This window comes from Curtobacterium poinsettiae (assembly GCF_047226435.1).
Classification (GTDB): domain Bacteria; phylum Actinomycetota; class Actinomycetes; order Actinomycetales; family Microbacteriaceae; genus Curtobacterium; species Curtobacterium poinsettiae.
Genome location: NZ_CP178434.1, coordinates 387,240 through 406,022, shown reverse-complemented (window position 1 = coordinate 406,022; position 18,783 = coordinate 387,240). Strand labels below are relative to the sequence as shown.

Sequence of the window (18,783 nt, the reverse complement as noted above, 5' to 3'; positions counted from 1 at the left end):
GCACCTCAGGATCAAAGGGGATCTTTATGAAGTTTTCGTTGAAAGCAACCGCGGTGCTCGTCGCAGCAGCCGCCTTGGTGGGGTCAGCAAGCCTTCCGGCTCAGGCCGTCGGTGTTGCCGCTCAGACATGTCCAGGCGGTTCGGTCGTCGGACATTCCTCCGCGCGTGGCGGAGCAGACACGAACGCCACCGGGTGTAAGGACGCACTCAAGGTGGCGGTTCGTCAGCACTACACCGCAACGGGCGGCAAGGCCTACATCACGAAGTGGAAGATCAGCGGCAACTACGTGCTGACCATCAAGCAAGCCAATCCCGGCTACCCGGTCTTCCAGGCCGACCACTACTACGTCGCCGGCGTCGCGGGCCAGAAACCGATCTTCTCGCAGTGAGACGCGCATTCGCCACGGTCGCGGTGGCCCTCATCATTGCGATGGGGGCCACCGCCTGCGCGGGTGCCCGAGAAGGCGCGACTTCGGATACCGATAGCACGCAGTTAATCTCGCCGCCCACAGAGGGCTCCATAACGCTGCGTCAGTACGACGCAGCGTTTAGGTCTTTCCGAGCATGCGTTCACCGTGGAGGAGCAGAACTGATCACAGGCGGACGAGACGATTCAGGCATCGAGTATTCTTTCGCCGCCGAAGATGCTGATGTCGTGGATCCGTGTTACGCGCAGTTCTTTCGTGATCAAGACATACGTTGGCAACAGCAAATGCAGAAAGGTCCTTGACCACCCGCCCGGCTGCGCTGGGTGCGGAGCCCCCCCTTCAATAATGGGCGGCGCGCAGCCGCCTCGCGGCGTCGGCGAGGTGCGGGACGTCCGTCCGCGCGGTGCCGACCACCAGCGCACGGGTGGTGTCGAAGTACCGGCGTGTGAGCCGTTCCCCCAGGTCGGACACCCGCGACCAGGGGATGCCGGGCTCGCTCGCGGTGACCCAGGCGGGGAGCGTCCGCACCGCCTCACCGATCTCGACCAGTCGCATCCGCACGGCATCGTGCACCAGGTCCTCGGGCAAGCGGCGGTCGTCGACGTAGCGCCGGATCGCGGCACAGGCGCCGATGACGTCATCGAGTCGGTCGCGGACGTCGCGACGGGTGGTCGGCCCATGGCTCACAGGGGCACCGCGGCCCGGACGACCTCGCCGCTCATGCCCGCCGCGTCGACCACGTCGACGCGGACACCGAGGAGCCGCTCGGCGGCGTCCTGGATCCGCATGAGCGCGAAGATGCCGAGCCCCGGGTCGAGGTCGATCATCAGGTCGACGTCGCTGCCCGGGCCGTCCTCGCCCCTGGCGACGCTGCCGAAGAGCCGCGGACGGTGACCGCCGAACTGTTCGACGATCGCGATGAGGTCCTGCCGAGCGGCGGTGACACGGTCACGCAGGGGCGGTGGTTCCTCGACGGGCTGCAGGTCGATGCTCGTCGTGAAGCCCGCGGCGCGGAGCATCCGCTGCAGCGCCGCGAGGGACGGTTCGCGCCGACCGTTCTCGTACGTGCTGATGACGCTCTGTGTGACGCCGGCACGTCGGGCGAGCTGGACCTGGGTCAGTTCGGCCCGCTCGCGGGCGTCGCGGATGAGCACGGCGGCGGACAGCGGCGTCGCAGGCCGAGGAGGTTCAGCGGACATGCTGCAACGATACACAGCATGCGACATTTCGTCCGCCGGTCTGATCGACGGGGGCGCGAGGGACGGTACGGACCAGCGCGGGTCAGCGGGGGTCGGAGACGTCCGCGCGGTGGAAGTTCTGCGACGAGCGGGACGCGGTCGGGCCGCGCTGGCCCTGGTAGCGGGACTGGTACTCGGCCGAGCCGTAGGGCTTCTCGGCCGGGCTCGACAGCTGGAAGAAGCAGAGCTGGCCGATCTTCATCCCCGGCCACAGCTTGATCGGCAGCGTCGCCACGTTCGACAGCTCGAGCGTCACGTGCCCCGAGAACCCGGGGTCGATGAAGCCCGCGGTCGAGTGGGTCAGGAGTCCGAGCCGGCCGAGCGAGCTCTTGCCCTCGAGCCGCGCGGCGATGTCGTCGGGCAGCGTGACGACCTCGAACGTGGAACCGAGGACGAACTCGCCGGGGTGCAGCACGAACGCCTCGTCCGGGTCGGTCTCGACCAGGCGGGTCAGGTCGGGCTGGTCCACGGCGGGGTCGATGTGCGGGTACTTGTGGTTGTCGAACAACCGGAAGAACTTGTCGAGCCGGACGTCGATGCTCGACGGCTGCACGAGCGAGGCGTCGTGCGGGTCGAGGCCGATCCGGCCTTCGGCGAGCTGGGCGGTGATGTCGCGGTCGGAGAGCAGCACGGACGAAGCCTAGCGGCAGCGTACGTCCCGCCGGTATGCTGCCAGGCTGCCCACCACCGGGGCAGGCGGCGTTCGGAGCAGTGATGACCACGTACACCGTCGACGAGATCACGGTCCCCGCCTCGATGGCCGACGACCCGGCGGTCGTCTCGGTGTTCCGCGAGTGGGTCGACGTGCAGAACCGGGCCGAGGTCGCGACCACGCACCTGCCCGAGCTGCTCTGGACCCCCGAGGAACAGCTGCCCTACCTGATCGACCCGAATGCCCCCAGCCGACTGTTCCTGGTCCGCGACGACGAGGGGCCCGCGGTCGGAGCCGGTTCGTACGACTCGAAGGCGACTGCGGACGCCCCGAACTGCTGGATCGCGGTCAGCGTCGCACCCGAGCACCGAGGTCGCGGCGTGGGCACGCTCCTGGCCGAGCACTTGGAGGACGTCGCCCGGGGTCAGGGACGCACGCAGTGGAAGGCCTACGCAGTCTCACGGCAGGTCGGCCCGGCGTCCGGCCCCGGGTACCGACAGGCGCCCACGGGCTTCGGGGCCGTACCGGAGGACGAGGCAGCGGTCCGGTTCCTGACCCGTCGAGGCTGGCGGCTCGGACAGGTCGACCGGATCAGCCGTCTCGCGCTCCCGGCCGCCGAGGCCGCGGTGGCCGACGTCCGTGCGGCTGCGGACGCCGCGTCGGGTGACCACTACCGCGTGCACACCTGGACAGGACCGACACCCGATCGGTGGCAGTCGGACCTCGCACTCCTGCTGACCCGGATGAGCACCGACGCCCCGTCGGGCGACATGACCGAGCCCGAGGACGCCTGGACCCTCGAGCGGCTCCGGACGCACGAGCAGCACCTCGAGGAGGGACCCCGGACGATGCGCACCGTCGTGGTCGAGGACACGTCGACCGGGTCACTCGTCGGGTTCACCCAGCTCGCCGTACCCGGTCCCCGCACCCAGCCGGTGATGCAGGGCGACACCCTGGTGGTCCGGGAACACCGCGGGCACCGGCTCGGCTGGCTCCTGAAGGCGGTCGGGATCGAGACGGTCCAACAGGAACATCCGGGGCACCCCTCGATCATCACGTTCAACGCGGAGGAGAACCGCCACATGCTCGACGTGAACGAGGCCGTGGGGTTCGTCGGCGTCGGTTGCGCGGGCGTCTGGGAACGGCGGGTCTGAGCGCGCATCCGAGGGGCCGGTTGCCAGCCGACACGCCTACCATTGGACGGTCATGACCGTCACGTCACCCGAAACCCAGCCCACCGGGTCAGCACCGGACGCCGCCCCTGCCACCGGGCGCTCGTCCACCGTCGCGACGGTCCTGGTCATCGCGATCCCCCTGGCCGTCGCGTGCTCGCTCCTCGGGCTGACGATCACCGGCGCCTTCAGCACGAGTCAGCAGCTGGTGTCCGCCGGCGAGCTCGTCGAGTACGGCCTGCCGATCGCCCGCGTCGTGCACGACACGATGGCGGCGCTCACGATCGGGCTCCTCATCGTCGCCGCCTTCGCGCTTCCCGCGCAGAAGAAGGACCACGGCGCGCTGTCCAGCGTGCAGCACCGGGCCACCCGGTGGGCCGCAGCGACCGGCGCCGTCTGGTTCCTCGCCGCAGCGGTGAGCATCGTCCTCACCGGCGCGAACACGCTGGGCGTCCCGCTCACCAGCCCGGTGTTCGCGCGCAACTTCATGCTCTTCGCGTTCCAGGTCGAGATCGGTCAGGCCCTCGTCGTGTCCGCGGCCGCGATCCTCATCGCCACGGTGGTGGCCGCCGTCGCCACCCGGGTGACGACCCTGGCGTTCGCCACCGTCATCGGCCTGTTCGCCCTGCTCCCCCTTGCGCTGTCCGGCCACGCGGCCGGGTCGCTCGAGCACGCGAACGCGGTGAACTCGCTCGCGATCCACCTGGTCGGGGTGTGCGTGTGGGCCGGTGGCCTGGTCGCCGTGGTCCTGCTCCGCACGCGCACCAAGGGTGCGACGGGCCGGGTCATCGCCCGGTACTCGACGCTCGCCGGCTGGTCCTTCGGGGCCGTGGCGTTCTCCGGCATCGTGAACGCGTCGCTCCGGCTGACCGGTCCGCTCGACCTGCTCACGACGACCTACGGCTGGCTCATCACGGTCAAGGCGGTCATCCTCGTCCTGCTCGGCGTCGCCGGTCTCGTGCAGCGCCGGAAGCTCGTGCCCGGACTCCTCCGTGCGCCGCTCGACCGTCGCCTGTTCACCCGGTTCGCCCTGGCCGAGATCGTGTTCATGGCCGTGGCCATCGGCGTCTCGGTCGCCGTGTCCCGGTCGCAGCCGCCGATCCCGCAGACCCCGGCGACGGGCGAGGACACCCGCTCTGGTCTGATCGGCTTCCCGTTCCCGCCGGCGCAGACCGCGCAGACCTACCTGACGCAGTGGCACATCGACTGGGTCTGGCTCGGCCTGGCCGTCGTCGGAGCCGTCTGGTACCTGCTGGCGGTCCGCAAGCTCCGGAAGCGCGGTGACTCCTGGCCCGTCGGCCGCACCATCGCCTGGCTGATCGGCTGCGCCCTGTTCATCTGGACCACGTCGGCCGGCCCCGCGGTCTACGGCATGATCCACTTCTCGTCGCACATGCTCCAGCACATGCTGCTGATGATGTTCGTGCCGCTGCCGCTCGTGCTCGGCGGCCCGGTACTGCTCGCGCTCCGCACGCTGCCGGTCCGCAACGACGGCTCCCGCGGCGCCCGCGAGTGGCTCATGCTCTTCGTGCACTCCCGCTGGATGCAGTTCCTCGGCAAGCCCGCCGTCGCCGGGATCATCTTCGCCGGGTCCCTCGTGGTGTTCTACTTCACCCCGGCGTACCAGGCCGCGATGCAGTCGCACGAGTGGCACGTCGCGATGATCGTCCACTTCGTCCTGAGCGGGTACCTGTTCTTCTGGGTGTTCGTCGGCGTCGACCCGGGCCCGAAGCGTCCGCCGTACCCGATGCTCATCATCACGCTCCTGGCCACCCTGGCGTTCCACGCGTTCTTCGGTGTCGCGGTCATGACGTCGCAGTCGGTGTTCGCGATCGACTGGTTCCACGCGCTCGGACAGACCAACGACGCCGCACTGCTCGACGACCAGCACACCGGCGGCGGCATCGCCTGGGGTGCGTCGGAGCTCCCGATGGTGTTCGTGGCCCTGCTGGTCGTCCGCAACTGGATGCGCTCGGACAAGCGCGACGCGAAGCGCCTCGACCGCAAGGCCGAGCGCGACGGCGACGCCGACCTCAAGGCCTACAACGAGCGCCTGGCGGCGATGAGCAAGCGGGACTGACCCGCCGCACCGATCGCCCGGGGGTGCCCGCGGGTGTTCAGTCGCCGTGGACGATGCAGACCGCGTCGAGGTTCATGGCGGCCTCGAGCGCGGCCGAGATCCCCGATTCCCCGTCGGGGCCGGCTGGGGTGACCGTGTCGACCCACCACAGCGGCGTCGCCAGGGTCGGCGCGTCCGGCAGGATCCGCTCCACCTCGTCGAAGGAGTCCACGCGCCGCACGCCCAGCACGGTGATCACCGGGTGGGTGGCGTCACGGCAGACCTGGACCATCGGGCCGTCGTCGAGTGCGCGGACGCCCCAGGTCTCGTCGTGCAGCAGGAGCGCCTCGGCGACCTCGCGCGGCTCGACCGGCTGCCGGCACAGGATCGTGACGTCACGCGGCACCCTGGCCGCCCACCATCCGGTCGTCGCGGACGTGGCCGTCGAGTGTGCCCTCGTCGTGGGCGGGGTCGAGCGGCGCACCGCCGACCAGCTGCAGGAAGCGGTCCTCGTCGATGCGGTCGAGGAACGACTCGAGCGCTTCCCAGCCGTCCTCGAAGCGGACGATCATGCCGCCGTCGGTGTCGGCGTCCGGGCGACCGGACGAGCCGGTTCCGGCGGCGAACGTCGCGGTCGTGGTGCGCGGCGGCGGCCAGACACCGTCACGGTCCAGGAAGCCGGCGGCCTCGGGCCCGACGACGACGGCGAGCGGCGACGGTTCTCCGTGCGAGACGGCACGGACCAGGTGGTCGGCGTCACCGCGGCGCTGCATGACGACGCCGAAGACGGGGACGACCTGGTCGGCGACCCGCTGCACGGCGTCGAACATGCGGTTCGCCAGGCCCGGGTCGGTGTTCTCCTCGGGCACGGTGAGCACGGCGGACATCGTCTCCACGACGACCCCGCCGACCAGGTGCGCGGTCATCGTCGCCGAGAAGCCCTCGCCGACGGCGTACGAGGTCGAGATGCCGGGTGCCTCGTGCTTCGCGTACTGCGTCACGACCCAGCGGTCCCACGGCACGGTGAGCGGTTCTGCGGTGCCCCACCGGGTCGGGCAGGTGCCGACGGTGTGGCACAGGGCCTCGATCGCCGAGCCCATGTCGACCGCGCGGCCAGGATGGTGCCGGAGGGTCAGGTCGATGCTGATCTGACGGACCGAGTCGGCCGAGACCGGGTGCTCGGGCGACGGTGTGCCCACGAGTTCGGGGCCGCGGTGCACGAAGTCCTCGATGTCCGAGGCAGCGACACCGGTCCGGCCGTCACGCAGCGTCCCGTCGAAGTCGGACACGGCCCACGCGGCACCGTACGCGCCGAGTGCGTGCCGGAGCGCCGGGGTGATCGCCGCAGACCGTCCGGTGCGGAGCACGACCGTCCGCCCGGCGTCCGCCGACCGGCGGAGCAACGAGGCGAGCGCGTCGGTCAGCCACACGACGGGCGAGGCCGACTCGACCACGATCGCCGGGCCGACCACGTCGTCGATGAGGGGATGCCTGACCATCCGGGTCCTCCTCGGTTCGGGGCTGGAACTCCCTGGACGGTACACACGGGTCCGACACCTGTCCGTCGAGTCGGCACCCTCACAGCGGAGACTCGGGAGGCACGACACGCGCCCGGCAGACGGCGTACGGTGCGCGGTCGGCTGGCTTCCAGGCGAGAATCCGCTAGGCTTGCCGAGTCCCGATCTGCGGGGCGCGCGAGTGTAGTTCAATGGTAGAACTCCAGCTTCCCAAGCTGGTAGCGCGGGTTCGATTCCCGTCACTCGCTCCAACTACGATCAAGCCGTGGAGTCCAAGCCGGCATCGGTCCTCAAGGCCATCAGGGCCGAGATCATCAGCGGCTCGCTCGCACGTGGCTCGAGACTCAAGGAAGACGTGCTCGCGGAGCGTTTCGGCGTCTCCCGGGTCCCTGTCCGCGAAGCCCTCCGACAGCTGGAGACCGAGGGCTTCGTCGTCGCCGAGAAGTTCAAGGGCGTCCGGGTCGCGGATTCCTCAACCGAGGTCGTCATCGAATTGATGCAGATCCGGCGCGGGCTCGAGGTCCTGGCCGCCGAGCTCGCGGCCGACCGGACGGGCGGCGACTGCGCGGCCGTGCTCCGGGCAGTCGGCCACGAGGGCCGCTCCGACCAGGAGGTCGAGGCCCAGTCGCCCCGGTTCGCATTCCACGGCCTGGTGGCCCGAGCGTCCGGGAACACCCGACTCGAGACGATGATCGAACAGCTGATCCACCAGACCGCCTGGGCCTTCGAGCGCGTGACGCGTGAAGAGGTCGCCGCGAGCAGCGGGGACCACGCCGCCGTCGCGAACGCGATCCTGCGGGGAGCATCGGTTCAGGCAGGGCTGCTGATGGACGAGCACCTGCGTCGCGACGAAGCGATCTACCGCGAACTCAGCGCGTAGAACGTATACGACCGCAGTTCGCGCGCAGTCGGCGACTTCGACCGCATGTCTGATCCGGTGCGGTTTGAGCCGGATGCGTCACGAAACGTCTCGAAGTCGAAACCAGCCCGAAACAGCTTTTCGTATACAAAAGAGTGACCGCACGGTGCACCGCTCACTCTTCCCCGCTGGAGTTACGAATGTCTGCTGTAACGCGCTCCACCGCACCAACACGCACCACCACCGACCAGCCTTCCGGAGGCGTCGGCTCCGCACTCGACTCGATCGGGTTCACACGAGCCCAGTTCTGGGTCCTCATGCTCATCCTCGCCGGTGAGTTCTTCGACACCCTCGAGCAGAACTCCGTCGGCGCGATGGCCACCAACATCAAGGCCTCCCTCGCGATCGGCGACGTCCAGCTCTCCACCATCAACACCGCGACCGTCGTCGGCGGTTTGGTCGGCAGGCTCCTCGCCGGTTGGCTCGCCGACCGCTACGGCCGCCGGTTCTCGCTCGGCCTGAACCTGCTCGTCTACACGCTGGGCGGCCTGCTGAGCGCTGTCTCCCCGAACTTCGAGATGCTGCTGGTCAGCCGCTTCATCGTCGGCATCGGCGTCGGCGGTGAGTTCATGATCGGCATCGCGATGCTGTCCGAGATGGTCGCGACCCGGTACCGGGGCGGACTCATCGCCACGATCAACGTCGGTGCAGGCGGCATCGGGAACTTCATCTCCTACGGCCTCTTCCTGCTCCTCCTCGGCCCGTTGGCCGTCCCGCTCGGTGGCGACGACCACGTCTGGCGCTGGAGCTTCGTGATCCTGGCGCTCCCCGCGCTGTTCGTCGTCCTGTACCGGCGCAAGTTGCCCGAGACGCCGCGCTGGCTCCTCTCGAAGGGGCGGATCGACGACGCGAACCGCTCGCTCGCGGTCCTCGCCTCGAACACCTTGACGCCGCCCGCGGACGCCGTCGGCCCCGTCCGGCTCAGCCCCGCAGATCTCCCGCCGGTGTCCTTGCACGCCTCACCCGCAGCGGTGTTCCACCGGCTGGTCCTGCGCCGGACGATCGCCATCGGGGTCGCGTCGTGGATGGCCTTCGGGGTGCAGGTCACGCTGAACTTCCTCATGCCCACGCTGCTCGTCGAACGTGGGTACTCCGTCTCGCAGAGCCTGCTGTACACGATGATCATGAACGTCGGCTCGCTCCTCGGGTGCACCGCCGCCGCCCTGCTCGCGAACCGCATCGGGCGTCGACCGTTGGTCGCCACCGCGGGGGTCCTGGGCTGTCTGACCGCACTGGCGTTCGCAGCGTTCGGGAACGACACCGGCGCGATCCTCGCCCTCGGCGCACTGTTCCAGTTCTTCACGATGCTGACGAACACCACGCTCGCAGCCTGGACCGCCGAGGTCTACCCCACGGCAATCCGAGCGTCCGGCGCCTCGATCGTGAACGGGATCGGCAACATCGCCGGCGCCGTGATGCCCTTCGCCGCGATAGCGCTCTACGGTGCCTGGGCCTTCGCCGGTGTCTTCGGACTCGCGGCAGCCATGTACGCGGTGCTCGTGATCGCGTCGCGGTTCGCCCCCGAGACGCGCGGTCGTTCCCTCGAGGACGTGAACGAGAACGTCCTCACCGCCAGGTCCACCTGAACCACCCGATCCACCCGATCCACCCGATCCACCCACACGATCCAGCGGCGTGGCGGGCAACGCCCGGCACGCCGCACCCCACGAACGGAGCACCACCATGGACACCCTGCAGATCTCGGCGACCGCGAACGGCCTCAACTACCTGCCCGAGTACGTCGCCGACCTGGGCGGCCTCTTCGCCGAACGCGGACTCACCGTGACCGCCACCGCTTGCGACCCGTGGACTGGCGTCCTCGACGACATCGACTCGGGTGCAGCCCACCTCGCGCTCGGGGGCCTCTGGGTGCCGGCGATGTACGCCGGCACCGCTCGTGCACTGTCCGTCGTCGGCCAGCTGAACCACGCCTTCCCGATGACCATCGTGGCGCGGAACGAGACCGCCCCGATCACCCTGGACTGGCTCGCGGGGAAGGTCGTGCTCGCGCCGGGTGCGGGCGGCAGCGCGCCCTACGAGTTCACGGCGGGGCTCGTCCGCGAAGCCGGTCTCGACGTCGCAGCGACCCGCTTCGTCCGCGACCTGTCGACCGCCATGCTCGTGGAGCTCTACCGAGGCGGCCTCGGCGACGCCATCATCCTCGACCTCGTGTCCGCCGAGGAACTCGTGGCGGCTGGCGGCGGGTCGATCGTCTTCCGGCACCTCGATGCCGGCGGGGTGATGCCGAACAGCGTCTACTACACCCGCACCGACCGTATCGAGGAACTCGGTGACCGCGTGCCACGGTTCATGGACGGCATCGCTGCGGCCATGCAGCGGATCACCGCTGGCGACGCCGACGCCGAGATCACCGCCGTGCTCGCAGCCCGCTGGCCGGACAAGGACCAGTCGCTGCTCCGACGAGCCGCCGACGAGATGGCGGCGGGCGGCGTGTGGGACTCCGCCGTCGTGGACCGTGATGCGTCCGACCGGTGGATGCGGATCCTGTTCGACGGCGGACTCACGACGCACATCCCGTCGTCCGACGAACTCCTCGGTTCGCCGAGCGCCGTCGCCGTCTCGTGACGCTCGTCCTCGGGGCGTCCGACGTCGCTGCTGCGCTCGAGGACGTCGATGTGCTCGAAGCCGTCGAAGCCGTCCACGCCGACCTCGGAGCAGGCCGGATGCAGCAGCCGGCCCCGGTCGCCCTGACGGGTGCCGACGATGCGCTCTTCCTGCCGATGGCGGTGCGGTCCGACCGGCTGGGTCTGGTGGCGGTGAAGCTCATGGCCGACATCCCGCACAACGCCTCCCGCGGTCTGCCGACCCAGCGGTCCAGCATCTTGGTGTCGTCTGCGATGACCGGCGAGTGCCTGGGCGTCCTCGACGGCAAGGACATCACCCGCGCGCGGACGGCGGCAGCCTCGGTCGTCGCCACGCAGCACCTCGCTCGATCGCACAGCACGACGCTGGGGTTCGTGGGCGCCGGGAACCTCGCCGTCGAGCACCTGCGTGCGTTCGCGAAGGTCCGGTACTTCGAACGGGTGCTCCTCTGGTCGCGTTCCGCGGCGACGACCGGTCGGTTCCTCGAGACCGTCGGTGACGACCTCGCACGACGGTGCACCGTGGTGGGTGGTCCCCGCCAGGTGGCCGAGGAGTGCGACGTCCTGTGCACGCTCACGCCGTCGGTACGCCCGGTCGTGGAGGGCGGTTGGCTGCACGCGGGCCAGCACGTGAACGCCGTCGGCGCCCGTCCGCGCCCCACCCACCGCGAGCTCGACGGCCCCGCGATGGCGCGTGGGACGGTGTTCGTCGACAGCCGGGCCACAGCCTGGTCGAAGTCGGGCGACCTGCTCGAGGCCGTCGTCGAGGGCGCGGTCCCGCAGGACCTGCACCCGGCCGAACTCGGCGAGGTCATCGTCGGACGTGCTGCCGGCCGGGTCGACGACGACCAGGTCACGGTGTTCGACTCGGTCGGGCTCGGTGCGCAGGATCTGGCGGTCGCCGCCCTGGTGCTCGAAGTCGCTCGCGAACGGGGCCTCGGGACCACGGTGCCGACCTCGGGCCGCTGACGGCGACGGTCGTGTCGGGGTCGGCGCACCCAACTACGCTCTCGACATGACCATCCCCGCACCGGCGACGCACGTCGTCATCGGCGCCGGGGTCGTCGGTGCTGCGACCGCGTACGTCCTGACGGCCCGCGGCGAGCGCGTCCTGCTCGTCGAGCAGCACGCCCGCGGCCACCACCTCGGTTCCTCGCACGGTGCGACCCGGATCTTCCGGCAGGGCTACGCCGACCCGGAGTACGTCGCGCTGACCACCCGCGCACTGGCGCTGTGGGAAGGGCTCGAGGAGGCCGCCGGCGAGGAGCTCATCGTCCGCACGGGCGCGGTCGACCACGGGCGGTCCGAGGTCGTCGACGCGATCGCCGCCGCCCTGGCCGACGCGGACATCCCCCACGAGTCGCTGACGCCGGAGCAGGCGGCAGCACGTTGGCCCGGCATCGCGTTCGAGGGGCACGTGCTGACCCATGCGTCGGCGGGGCGGATCCGCTCCGACCGGACGGTCGAGGCCTTCCTGACCCTGGCCGAACGGACCGGCCTCGCCGACCTGCGCTTCGACACCCGGGTCACCGGGCTCGACGACCACGGTGACGACGTCACCGTGACACTGTCCGACGACACCGCGGTCCGCACCGCGTCCGTGGTGGCCGCGGTGGGGTCGTGGGCCCCCACGCTCGTCGGCGGGCTGCTTACCGGACGCGGGACGGGCCTCCCGGCCATCCGCGTCACCCAGGAGCAGCCCGCCCACTTCCCCAGCCACCTGCCGGACGAGGCCTGGCCGAGCTTCGTGCACTGGGCCGACGGCGACGACGTCTACGGGCTGCTGACGCCCGGCGAGGGCGTCAAGGTCGGGTTCCACGGCACCGGGCCCGTGGTCGACCCGGACGACCGCGACTTCACGCCCGTACCCGCCGAAGCCGAGCGGCTGCAGGCGTACGTCGCGCGGTACGTGCCGGGGGTCGACGCGACGAAGCCGACGTTCATCAGCTGCCTGTACGACAACTCCCCCGACGAGGACTTCGTCATCGACCGCATGGGGCCGCTCACCGTGGCGACGGGGTTCTCCGGGCACGGCTTCAAGTTCGCGCCGTTGCTGGGCGAGATGCTCGCGGACCTCGCGACGGGCGGAGTGCCGCACTCGCGCTTCGCCCTGCCGGAGCCGGTGCCCGCGCCCTGACGCATCGGGGCGCGGTCCGTTCGCGAGACGCCGGCGTGTTCGTTCGACGCACGCCGGCGTGTTCGTTCGACGCACGCCGGCGCGGTCGATGGACGCCGTCGTGTTCGTTCGACGCCGCCATGGCCTCGAGACGCCGCCGAATACGGAGGCGTCTCGCGGACAACGAGGCGTTCTGCGCACACACCGGCGTCTCACACACGCACAGACGCCGGCGTCTCACACACGCGCGCACGCCGGCGTCCCGCGACCGGCCACTACGGTGGAACCGTGCGCATCATCGTGGCTCCGGACTCGTTCAAGGGCACCGCGACGGCGGCGTCGATCGCTGCGGCGGTCCGCGACGGTTGGCTGGCCGAACGCCCTGACGACGACGTGGTGCTCGTCCCGATGGCCGACGGTGGCGAGGGCACCCTCGACGCCTTCGAGTCCGCCGTCCCCGGATCCGTCCGGGTCCCCGTCACCGTGACCGGGCCGGCCGGGGCCCCGGTCGACACCCACTGGCTGCGACTGCCCGACGGCCGTGCCGTGGTGGAGCTCGCGGCGACGAGCGGCCTGCCCCTGCTCGATGCACCGATGCCGGACACGGCGACGAGCCGTGGGTTCGGCGAGGCGATCGCCGCCGCGCTCGACGCCGGTGCGACGGGGCTCGTGCTCGGCATCGGCGGCAGCGCGTCCACCGACGGCGGGCGTCCGGTGCTCGAGGCGCTCGGCCTCGACGAAGAGCAGAGCGGCACCGGCACCGGCACCGGCGGTCTCCGAGCACTCCCACCGCGCGGGGTCACCGTGCTCACCGACGTCGCCTCTCCGCTGCTCGGCCCGACCGGTGCCGCCGCCGTCTTCGGCCCGCAGAAGGGCATCACGCCCGACCGTGTGGCGTCCTTCGACGACCGGCTCGCCATCTGGGCCGCGCGCTTCCCCGACGTCGACCCGAGCACCCCGGGCGCCGGAGCCGCGGGTGGGGTGGGGTTCGGCCTGCTGGTGTGGGGCGCCACGCTCGCGGGTGGGGCAGCGGCCGTCGCCGAGGTCCTCGGGCTGCCGGCACTGCTCGGGGGCAACGACATCGTGAACGGTACCGACGTGAACGCCGCCGACGTCGTGATCAGCGGCGAGGGACGCTTCGACGGACAGAGCGCCGTCGGCAAGGTGCCCTCGGTGGTCCGCGACCTGACCGCGGCGCACGCTCCCGGTGCCCGCTCGATGCTCGTCGCCGGCGCGATCGAGGCCCCGCTCGACGACTACGCGGCCGCCGCGTCGCTGACCGTGCTCGCGACGCAGACCACCGGCGAACCCGACGACGCCCTCGCCGACCCCCTGCGCTTCGCGACGATCGCCGGGCAGCGGCTGGCCCGGCTGGCCTGGCTCGCCTGAGCGAGCAGAACGCCGCGAGCAGAAGGTCGGGAGCAGAACGGCGTGAGCACCCCCACGCCGCCGCGACGCGCCCGTCCGACGGCACCAGGGGTGTCCTGGTTGTACCTCCCACACGGCCGCGGGGGCGCGCAGACTGGTTCCGGGCCGGAACCGGCCCGCAACGCACCACCCCCACGAGGAGATCATTGCGCACCGTCAACGCGTACGCGGCACCGTCAGCGACCGAGCCGCTCGTCAAGACCACCATCACCCGTCGTGACGTCGGCCCGGACGACGTCGCGATCGACATCGCCTACGCCGGCATCTGCCACTCGGACATCCACACCGTCCGCGGTGAGTGGGGCCCCATCCAGTACCCGCAGGTCGTCGGCCACGAGATCGTCGGCCACGTCACCGAGGTCGGCGCGAACGTCACCAAGCACAAGGTCGGCGACCGCGTCGGCGTCGGCTGCATGGTGAACTCGTGCGGCGAGTGCGAGAACTGCGTCGCCGGCCAGGAACAGTACTGCCTCAAGGGCAACATCGGCACCTACGCCAGCGTCGACCCCGCCGACGGCTCGATCACCCAGGGCGGCTACTCGCAGGCCGTCGTCGTGAACGAGGACTTCGTGCTCCGCGTCCCCGAGTCGCTCGACATCGAGAAGGTCGCGCCGCTGCTCTGCGCCGGCATCACCACCTACTCGCCGCTCCACCACTGGAAGGCCGGCCCCGGCACGAAGGTCGCCGTCGTCGGCATGGGCGGGCTCGGCCACATGGCCGTCAAGATCGCCGTCGCGCTCGGCGCCGAGGTCACCGTCCTGTCGCAGACCACCTCGAAGGAAGCCGACTCGCTCCGCTACGGCGCGAAGGCCCACTACGCGACGAAGGACCCGGAGACGTTCGAGAAGCTCGCGAACTCCTTCGAGCTCATCATCAACACCGTCTCGGCGAAGATCCCGATGGGTTCCTACCTCGGCCTGCTCAAGGTCGACGGCACCCTCGTCAACGTCGGTGCACCGTCCGAGCCGCTCGAGGTGCCGGCCTTCGCGCTCATCCCGCGTCGGCTCAGCTGGGCTGGTTCCGCCATCGGCGGCATCCAGGAGACCCAGGAGATGCTCGACTTCTGCGCCGAGCACGGGATCCTGCCGGAGACCGAGCTCATCAGCGCCGACCAGATCAACGAGGCCTACGAGCGCGTCCTGTCCTCGGACGTCCGCTACCGCTTCGTGATCGACGCGGCCACGCTGGCGTAGTCGTCACCACATGATGGACGGAAGGCCCGGTACCAGCTGGTACCGGGCCTTCCGTCTGTCGTCTCCGGACCGTCAGCCGACCTCGTCACCGGACGGCAGCGCGCCGCACCAGTCGACGGAACCGGCGTCGATGCTCGCCTCGAGCGCGCCGGAGGCCGCGTCGACGATGCTCACGAGCTCGCCGTTCGCCGACTTCGTCGCGACCGCGACGAACTGGCTGTTCGGGGACGGGCAGACCGCGGTGACGCTCGCGTCCTCCGGGATCGTCACGGGCAGACGGGAGGCGCGTCCCCCGTCGACACGCACGATCCGTGCCGCGATGGTGCCGTCCGACCGCACGTCCCCCAGCACCCGCAGGTACGTGTCGTCGGACAGCTGGGCGATGCGGCCGAGGACGGCCGCATCCGTGCTGGCCGCGGGGGCCTGCAGCGCTGACTTGGACCCGTCGGTCAGGTCCAGCCGTTCGATGCCGGTGCCCGTCTCGACGACGGCCGTGGTGCCGGTGCCGACGAAGCCGTGCAGGTAGGTCGCGCTGCCGAGCCGGACCGGGTCGGCGCGACCGCTCATGTCGACGAGGACCAGGTCGTCGCTGCCCGTCCGGACCAGGGCACTCTCGGTGCGCGGGACGTAGGCCCACTGCCCGACGGTCATCGGCACGGCGCCCGTCTTCGGCTTGCCGTTCGCGGCGATCGCGGTGGGCATGTGCGTGCCCGTCATGTCGACCACGTACAGGCCGGTGTTCCGGGACTGCCCGGTCGAGGTGTCGGCGTACTCGAACCCGAACGAGGCCCCGTCGTCCGCGACGTGGAGCGCCGTGACCCGCCCCTCGGACGTCGGCAGGGTGAGGTGCTCGACGGGGGCGTCGTCGTCCTGCACGCCGCCGCTCAGCGCCACGATGTCGACGGAGGAGCTGGCGTCCGTGCCGCTCACGACCACCAGCGAGCGGCCGAGCCGGGCGTACTCGCTGATCGCGGTGCCCTCGTAGACGGTCGTGGCGCCGCCGGCGTCGAGGGAGCGCCGGACGATGCGGTCCTTCGCGCCTGCCTGCCCGGGGACCAGGGCGAGCACGTCGGTGCTGCCGGTGCGGATCGCCGCCGTCAGGTCCGACGTCGCACGTTGTCCCGGCGCCCGGACACCCGCGACCGTGACGGTGTAGTCGCGGTCGTAGGCCAGCGGCCCGGCGAACTCGACCGCGATGGTGTTGCCGCTCGAGGTCACGGTGTGCGCCGCAGCCGGGCTGACCCGGACGTCGGCGGCGTCGACCTTCTGCAGTGCCTGGTTCGCCGTCAGGATGATCCGCTGGGCCGGCCTCGTGACGAGCCCGGTCGCGTCGTAGGACACGTCGCGGAGCCGCGGACCCTGCTGCGAGCCGACGACCGCGGCGAGCGCGGCGACCACGGCGAGGACGACCACGACGGCCACGTACCGGCGGTGGAACCGGTGCGCGACCGGGCGGCGCTCGCGGCGCCCCTCGGAGCTCGCGCCCGTCTCAGTACTCATACGGGTCCTTGGGCTGCGCGACCTCGGTGACCTTCGCGGCCTTGACGACGATGCGGGCGTCGGCGGACTGGTCCGGGTTCGCTGCGAGGGCGCCGCGGACGGTGACCCACTTCCCCTCGTCGGGGACGGTGCCGCTGCCGCCACCGCTACCGTCGTCGTCGCCGGGCACGACGCTGAGGCCGACGGGTTGCGCGTCCACGGCGCAGCAGCTGATCACGAAGCGGGTCAGGGTGAACGACCCGTCGTCACCGGGCACCACGAAGCCCGTCAGTTCGACCTGCTTGCCGACGAGTGCCGTGGTGTCGGTGGTCTGCCGGATCAGGGCCGCCCAGTCCTTGACGCCGTACTCCGAGGTGTCGACGCCCTCGCTGCCGAGCAGGGACACCGCTGCCTCGGAACCGGTGGCGTTCGACAGGGTCGCCGAGTCGACGCTCCGCTGCTGTGCGGTGCGGGCGGACAGCGTCGTCGGGGGCAGGACGAGCATCGCGACGGTGACACCGACCGTGACGATGGCGGCTGCACTGCCGAGCACGACGCGGACGCCGCGACGACGGCCGAGTCCGCGCCGCCCCCGATCGCCATCTGGCTCGTGCTCGTGCTCGTCGTCGCCGTGCGTGTGGCCGTGCCCGCGGGCGATGACCACCAGGCCGGCGATCGACGCGGGCACCCCGACGGCGGCGAGCACGACCGTGAACACCGAGTAGCGCGGGTTGATGTACAGGTCGAGTTGCCCGACCAGCGCCAGCCACAGCGTGCAGAGCGCAACGGCCAGCACCGACCCGAGGCCCAGGTACGCGGGCGAGTTGCTGCGTGCATCAGACGAGGACATTCATCACCAACCCGACGGCTCCGGCGAACAGGACGCACACGACGGACAGCAGCACCAGGAAGCGGACCCGGAACGTCGTGCGCAGCAGGGCGATCATCTTGACGTCGATGATCGGCCCGATGATCAGGAACGCCGTGATCGACCCCGGCAGGAACGTCGAGGCGAAGGACAGCGCGAAGAAGGCGTCGACGTTCGAGCAGAGCGACACCGTCATCGCCAGCAGCATCATCGCCGCGACGGACAGCACCGGGTTCGAGCCGATCGCGACCAGGGTCGAGCGGGGCACAGCGACCTGGATCGCGGCGGCCAGCCCGGCACCGACGAACAGTGCCGGCATCATCGTCGCCGTCTCGCCGCCGAACTGCGCGGCGCTCTGCCGCCAGCGGTGCAGGCCCCGGGGCGCTCCCACGGCCGCACGGCACCGGGCCTCGAAGGCGGGGAGCAGCAGGTCGGCCGGACGGCGGTGCGCGGCGACGATCCAGCCGACGAGGTTCGCGACGACGAAGCCACCGACGATGCGCACCGGGAGGATCCACCCCGACCAACCGAACGCCTGCGCGGTGCTGATGATGACGAGCGGGTTGAGGATCGGGGCAGCGACCAGGAACGTGACCGCCTCGGCCGGCGTGAACCCGCGCATCATCAGACCGCGGGCCAGCGGGACGTTGCCGCACTCGCACACCGGGAACAGCATCCCGATCAGGGAGATCACGGCCCGACGACCGAAGGCGTTCTGCGGCAGGACCTTCTCGAGCGCACCGACCGGTACCCAGACCTCGACGACGATCGACAGCACGATGCCGAGCACCACGAAGGGCAGGGACTCGACGACGACGCTGATCGCCAGCGTCAGGAAGTCCTGCACGACGTCGGGCAGCCCGGTCGTCCCGATGCTCGGGGAGAACAGCCGGATGCCCAGCAGGACGACGACGGCGAGCAGCACCAGGCCGGGGCCGGTGAGGCTCCGGGTGCGCTGCGGCGGCCGCGTGGTCGTCGTCACCGGGACAGGATAGGCGACGCGTCCTGCCCGGGGCTGCGCGCCCCTCGCACCGTGCGAGTTCGGTCACCCCGTTCAGGGTTGCCCGCTCGGTGCAGGTATGAAGCGCCGCACGGAGCCACCAACGCCGCA

At 70.8% G+C, this 18,783-nt stretch carries 18 protein-coding genes and 1 tRNA gene; 11 read left to right on the top strand and 8 right to left on the bottom strand.

What is annotated here, in order from left to right; all coding sequences use genetic code 11:
- The first annotated feature begins 212 nt into the window (after positions 1-212).
- Positions 213-389, top strand: a complete 177-nt coding sequence (locus ACL00U_RS02005) for a hypothetical protein (RefSeq protein WP_412873753.1) — start codon at positions 213-215, stop codon at positions 387-389.
- A 378-nt stretch (positions 390-767) separates the two neighbouring features.
- On the opposite strand, the gene ACL00U_RS02000 is transcribed toward ACL00U_RS02005, so the two are convergent.
- The 3 genes from ACL00U_RS02000 to dcd form a co-directional block, all read right to left on the bottom strand.
- The gene (locus ACL00U_RS02000) at positions 768-1,115 is read right to left on the bottom strand and encodes a DUF86 domain-containing protein (protein WP_412873752.1); all 348 of its coding nucleotides are present in this window, start codon (positions 1,113-1,115) and stop codon (positions 768-770) included.
- Positions 1,112-1,627, bottom strand: a complete 516-nt coding sequence (locus tag ACL00U_RS01995) for a helix-turn-helix domain-containing protein (protein ID WP_214585093.1) — start codon at positions 1,625-1,627, stop codon at positions 1,112-1,114. Before ACL00U_RS01995 ends, ACL00U_RS02000 begins: the two co-directional genes overlap by 4 nt.
- A gap of 82 nt (positions 1,628-1,709) precedes the next feature.
- A complete protein-coding gene (gene dcd, locus ACL00U_RS01990; RefSeq protein ID WP_412873751.1) occupies positions 1,710-2,297 on the bottom strand; it encodes a dCTP deaminase in 588 nt (195 codons plus the stop codon).
- Positions 2,298-2,380: 83 nt separating this feature from the next.
- Between dcd and ACL00U_RS01985 the strand changes: the two genes are divergently transcribed.
- A complete protein-coding gene (locus tag ACL00U_RS01985) occupies positions 2,381-3,472 on the top strand; it encodes an N-acetyltransferase family protein (RefSeq protein ID WP_412873750.1) in 1,092 nt (363 codons plus the stop codon).
- Between the two features lie 52 nt (positions 3,473-3,524).
- Positions 3,525-5,570 (top strand): cytochrome c oxidase assembly protein, encoded by a 2,046-nt coding sequence (locus tag ACL00U_RS01980; RefSeq protein ID WP_262118333.1) that lies wholly within the window; start codon positions 3,525-3,527, stop codon positions 5,568-5,570.
- A gap of 37 nt (positions 5,571-5,607) precedes the next feature.
- Here ACL00U_RS01980 and ACL00U_RS01975 read toward each other — a convergent pair whose 3' ends face one another.
- Together ACL00U_RS01975 and ACL00U_RS01970 are read right to left on the bottom strand one after the other, a co-directional pair.
- Positions 5,608-5,955 (bottom strand): hypothetical protein, encoded by a 348-nt coding sequence (locus ACL00U_RS01975; protein ID WP_056069659.1) that lies wholly within the window; start codon positions 5,953-5,955, stop codon positions 5,608-5,610.
- Entirely contained in the window at positions 5,945-7,048 is a 1,104-nt protein-coding gene (locus ACL00U_RS01970) for a DUF6177 family protein (RefSeq protein WP_017886435.1), read from the bottom strand. Before ACL00U_RS01970 ends, ACL00U_RS01975 begins: the two co-directional genes overlap by 11 nt.
- A 195-nt stretch (positions 7,049-7,243) precedes the next feature.
- On the opposite strand from ACL00U_RS01970, the gene ACL00U_RS01965 reads away from it, so the two are divergent.
- The 8 genes from ACL00U_RS01965 (at position 7,244) to ACL00U_RS01930 (ending at position 15,325) form a co-directional block, all read left to right on the top strand.
- Positions 7,244-7,317: transfer RNA gene (locus tag ACL00U_RS01965), tRNA-Gly, on the top strand.
- 14 nt (positions 7,318-7,331) lie between these two features.
- Complete coding sequence (locus ACL00U_RS01960; RefSeq protein ID WP_412873749.1) at positions 7,332-7,946, top strand: GntR family transcriptional regulator; 615 nt, start codon at positions 7,332-7,334, stop codon at positions 7,944-7,946.
- 179 nt (positions 7,947-8,125) lie between these two features.
- Positions 8,126-9,571: an MFS transporter gene (locus ACL00U_RS01955; RefSeq protein ID WP_228499459.1), complete on the top strand. Its 1,446-nt coding sequence runs from the start codon at positions 8,126-8,128 to the stop codon at positions 9,569-9,571.
- A gap of 49 nt (positions 9,572-9,620) precedes the next feature.
- Positions 9,621-10,571 (top strand): ABC transporter substrate-binding protein, encoded by a 951-nt coding sequence (locus tag ACL00U_RS01950; protein ID WP_412873748.1) that lies wholly within the window; start codon positions 9,621-9,623, stop codon positions 10,569-10,571.
- The gene (locus tag ACL00U_RS01945; RefSeq protein WP_042538384.1) at positions 10,568-11,557 is read left to right on the top strand and encodes an ornithine cyclodeaminase family protein; all 990 of its coding nucleotides are present in this window, start codon (positions 10,568-10,570) and stop codon (positions 11,555-11,557) included. The genes ACL00U_RS01950 and ACL00U_RS01945 overlap by 4 nt, the downstream gene beginning before the upstream one ends.
- A gap of 46 nt (positions 11,558-11,603) precedes the next feature.
- Positions 11,604-12,725 (top strand): FAD-dependent oxidoreductase, encoded by a 1,122-nt coding sequence (locus ACL00U_RS01940; RefSeq protein WP_262118331.1) that lies wholly within the window; start codon positions 11,604-11,606, stop codon positions 12,723-12,725.
- A 267-nt stretch (positions 12,726-12,992) separates the two neighbouring features.
- Positions 12,993-14,093, top strand: a complete 1,101-nt coding sequence (locus ACL00U_RS01935) for a glycerate kinase (RefSeq protein ID WP_412873747.1) — start codon at positions 12,993-12,995, stop codon at positions 14,091-14,093.
- A gap of 185 nt (positions 14,094-14,278) precedes the next feature.
- Complete coding sequence (locus tag ACL00U_RS01930; RefSeq protein WP_017886442.1) at positions 14,279-15,325, top strand: NAD(P)-dependent alcohol dehydrogenase; 1,047 nt, start codon at positions 14,279-14,281, stop codon at positions 15,323-15,325.
- A gap of 72 nt (positions 15,326-15,397) precedes the next feature.
- Here the strand turns inward: ACL00U_RS01930 and ACL00U_RS01925 are convergent, their stop codons facing one another.
- Genes ACL00U_RS01925 through ACL00U_RS01915 form a run of 3 tightly spaced genes read right to left on the bottom strand, consistent with a single transcriptional unit; the run spans position 15,398 to position 18,654 of the window.
- Positions 15,398-16,825: a hypothetical protein gene (locus tag ACL00U_RS01925; RefSeq protein WP_042538381.1), complete on the bottom strand. Its 1,428-nt coding sequence runs from the start codon at positions 16,823-16,825 to the stop codon at positions 15,398-15,400.
- A complete protein-coding gene (locus ACL00U_RS01920; RefSeq protein ID WP_412873746.1) occupies positions 16,815-17,654 on the bottom strand; it encodes a TIGR03943 family putative permease subunit in 840 nt (279 codons plus the stop codon). Before ACL00U_RS01920 ends, ACL00U_RS01925 begins: the two co-directional genes overlap by 11 nt.
- On the bottom strand, positions 17,641-18,654 hold the full coding sequence (locus ACL00U_RS01915) for a permease (protein WP_042538379.1): 1,014 nt from the start codon (positions 18,652-18,654) through the stop codon (positions 17,641-17,643). Before ACL00U_RS01915 ends, ACL00U_RS01920 begins: the two co-directional genes overlap by 14 nt.
- Between the last annotated feature and the right edge of the window lie 129 nt (positions 18,655-18,783).

Bases quoted from the DNA above. Each gene is read 5' to 3' on its own strand.
- ACL00U_RS01940 (WP_262118331.1), top strand. From the start codon at position 11,604: ATGACCATCCCCGCACCGGCGACGCACGTCGTCATCGGCGCCGGGGTC.
- ACL00U_RS01995 (WP_214585093.1), bottom strand. From the start codon at position 1,627: ATGTCCGCTGAACCTCCTCGGCCTGCGACGCCGCTGTCCGCCGCCGTG.
- ACL00U_RS01980 (WP_262118333.1), top strand. From the start codon at position 3,525: ATGACCGTCACGTCACCCGAAACCCAGCCCACCGGGTCAGCACCGGAC.
- ACL00U_RS01955 (WP_228499459.1), top strand. From the start codon at position 8,126: ATGTCTGCTGTAACGCGCTCCACCGCACCAACACGCACCACCACCGAC.
- ACL00U_RS01970 (WP_017886435.1), bottom strand. From the start codon at position 7,048: ATGGTCAGGCATCCCCTCATCGACGACGTGGTCGGCCCGGCGATCGTG.
- ACL00U_RS01985 (WP_412873750.1), top strand. From the start codon at position 2,381: ATGACCACGTACACCGTCGACGAGATCACGGTCCCCGCCTCGATGGCC.
- ACL00U_RS01925 (WP_042538381.1), bottom strand. From the start codon at position 16,825: ATGAGTACTGAGACGGGCGCGAGCTCCGAGGGGCGCCGCGAGCGCCGC.
- ACL00U_RS01920 (WP_412873746.1), bottom strand. From the start codon at position 17,654: ATGTCCTCGTCTGATGCACGCAGCAACTCGCCCGCGTACCTGGGCCTC.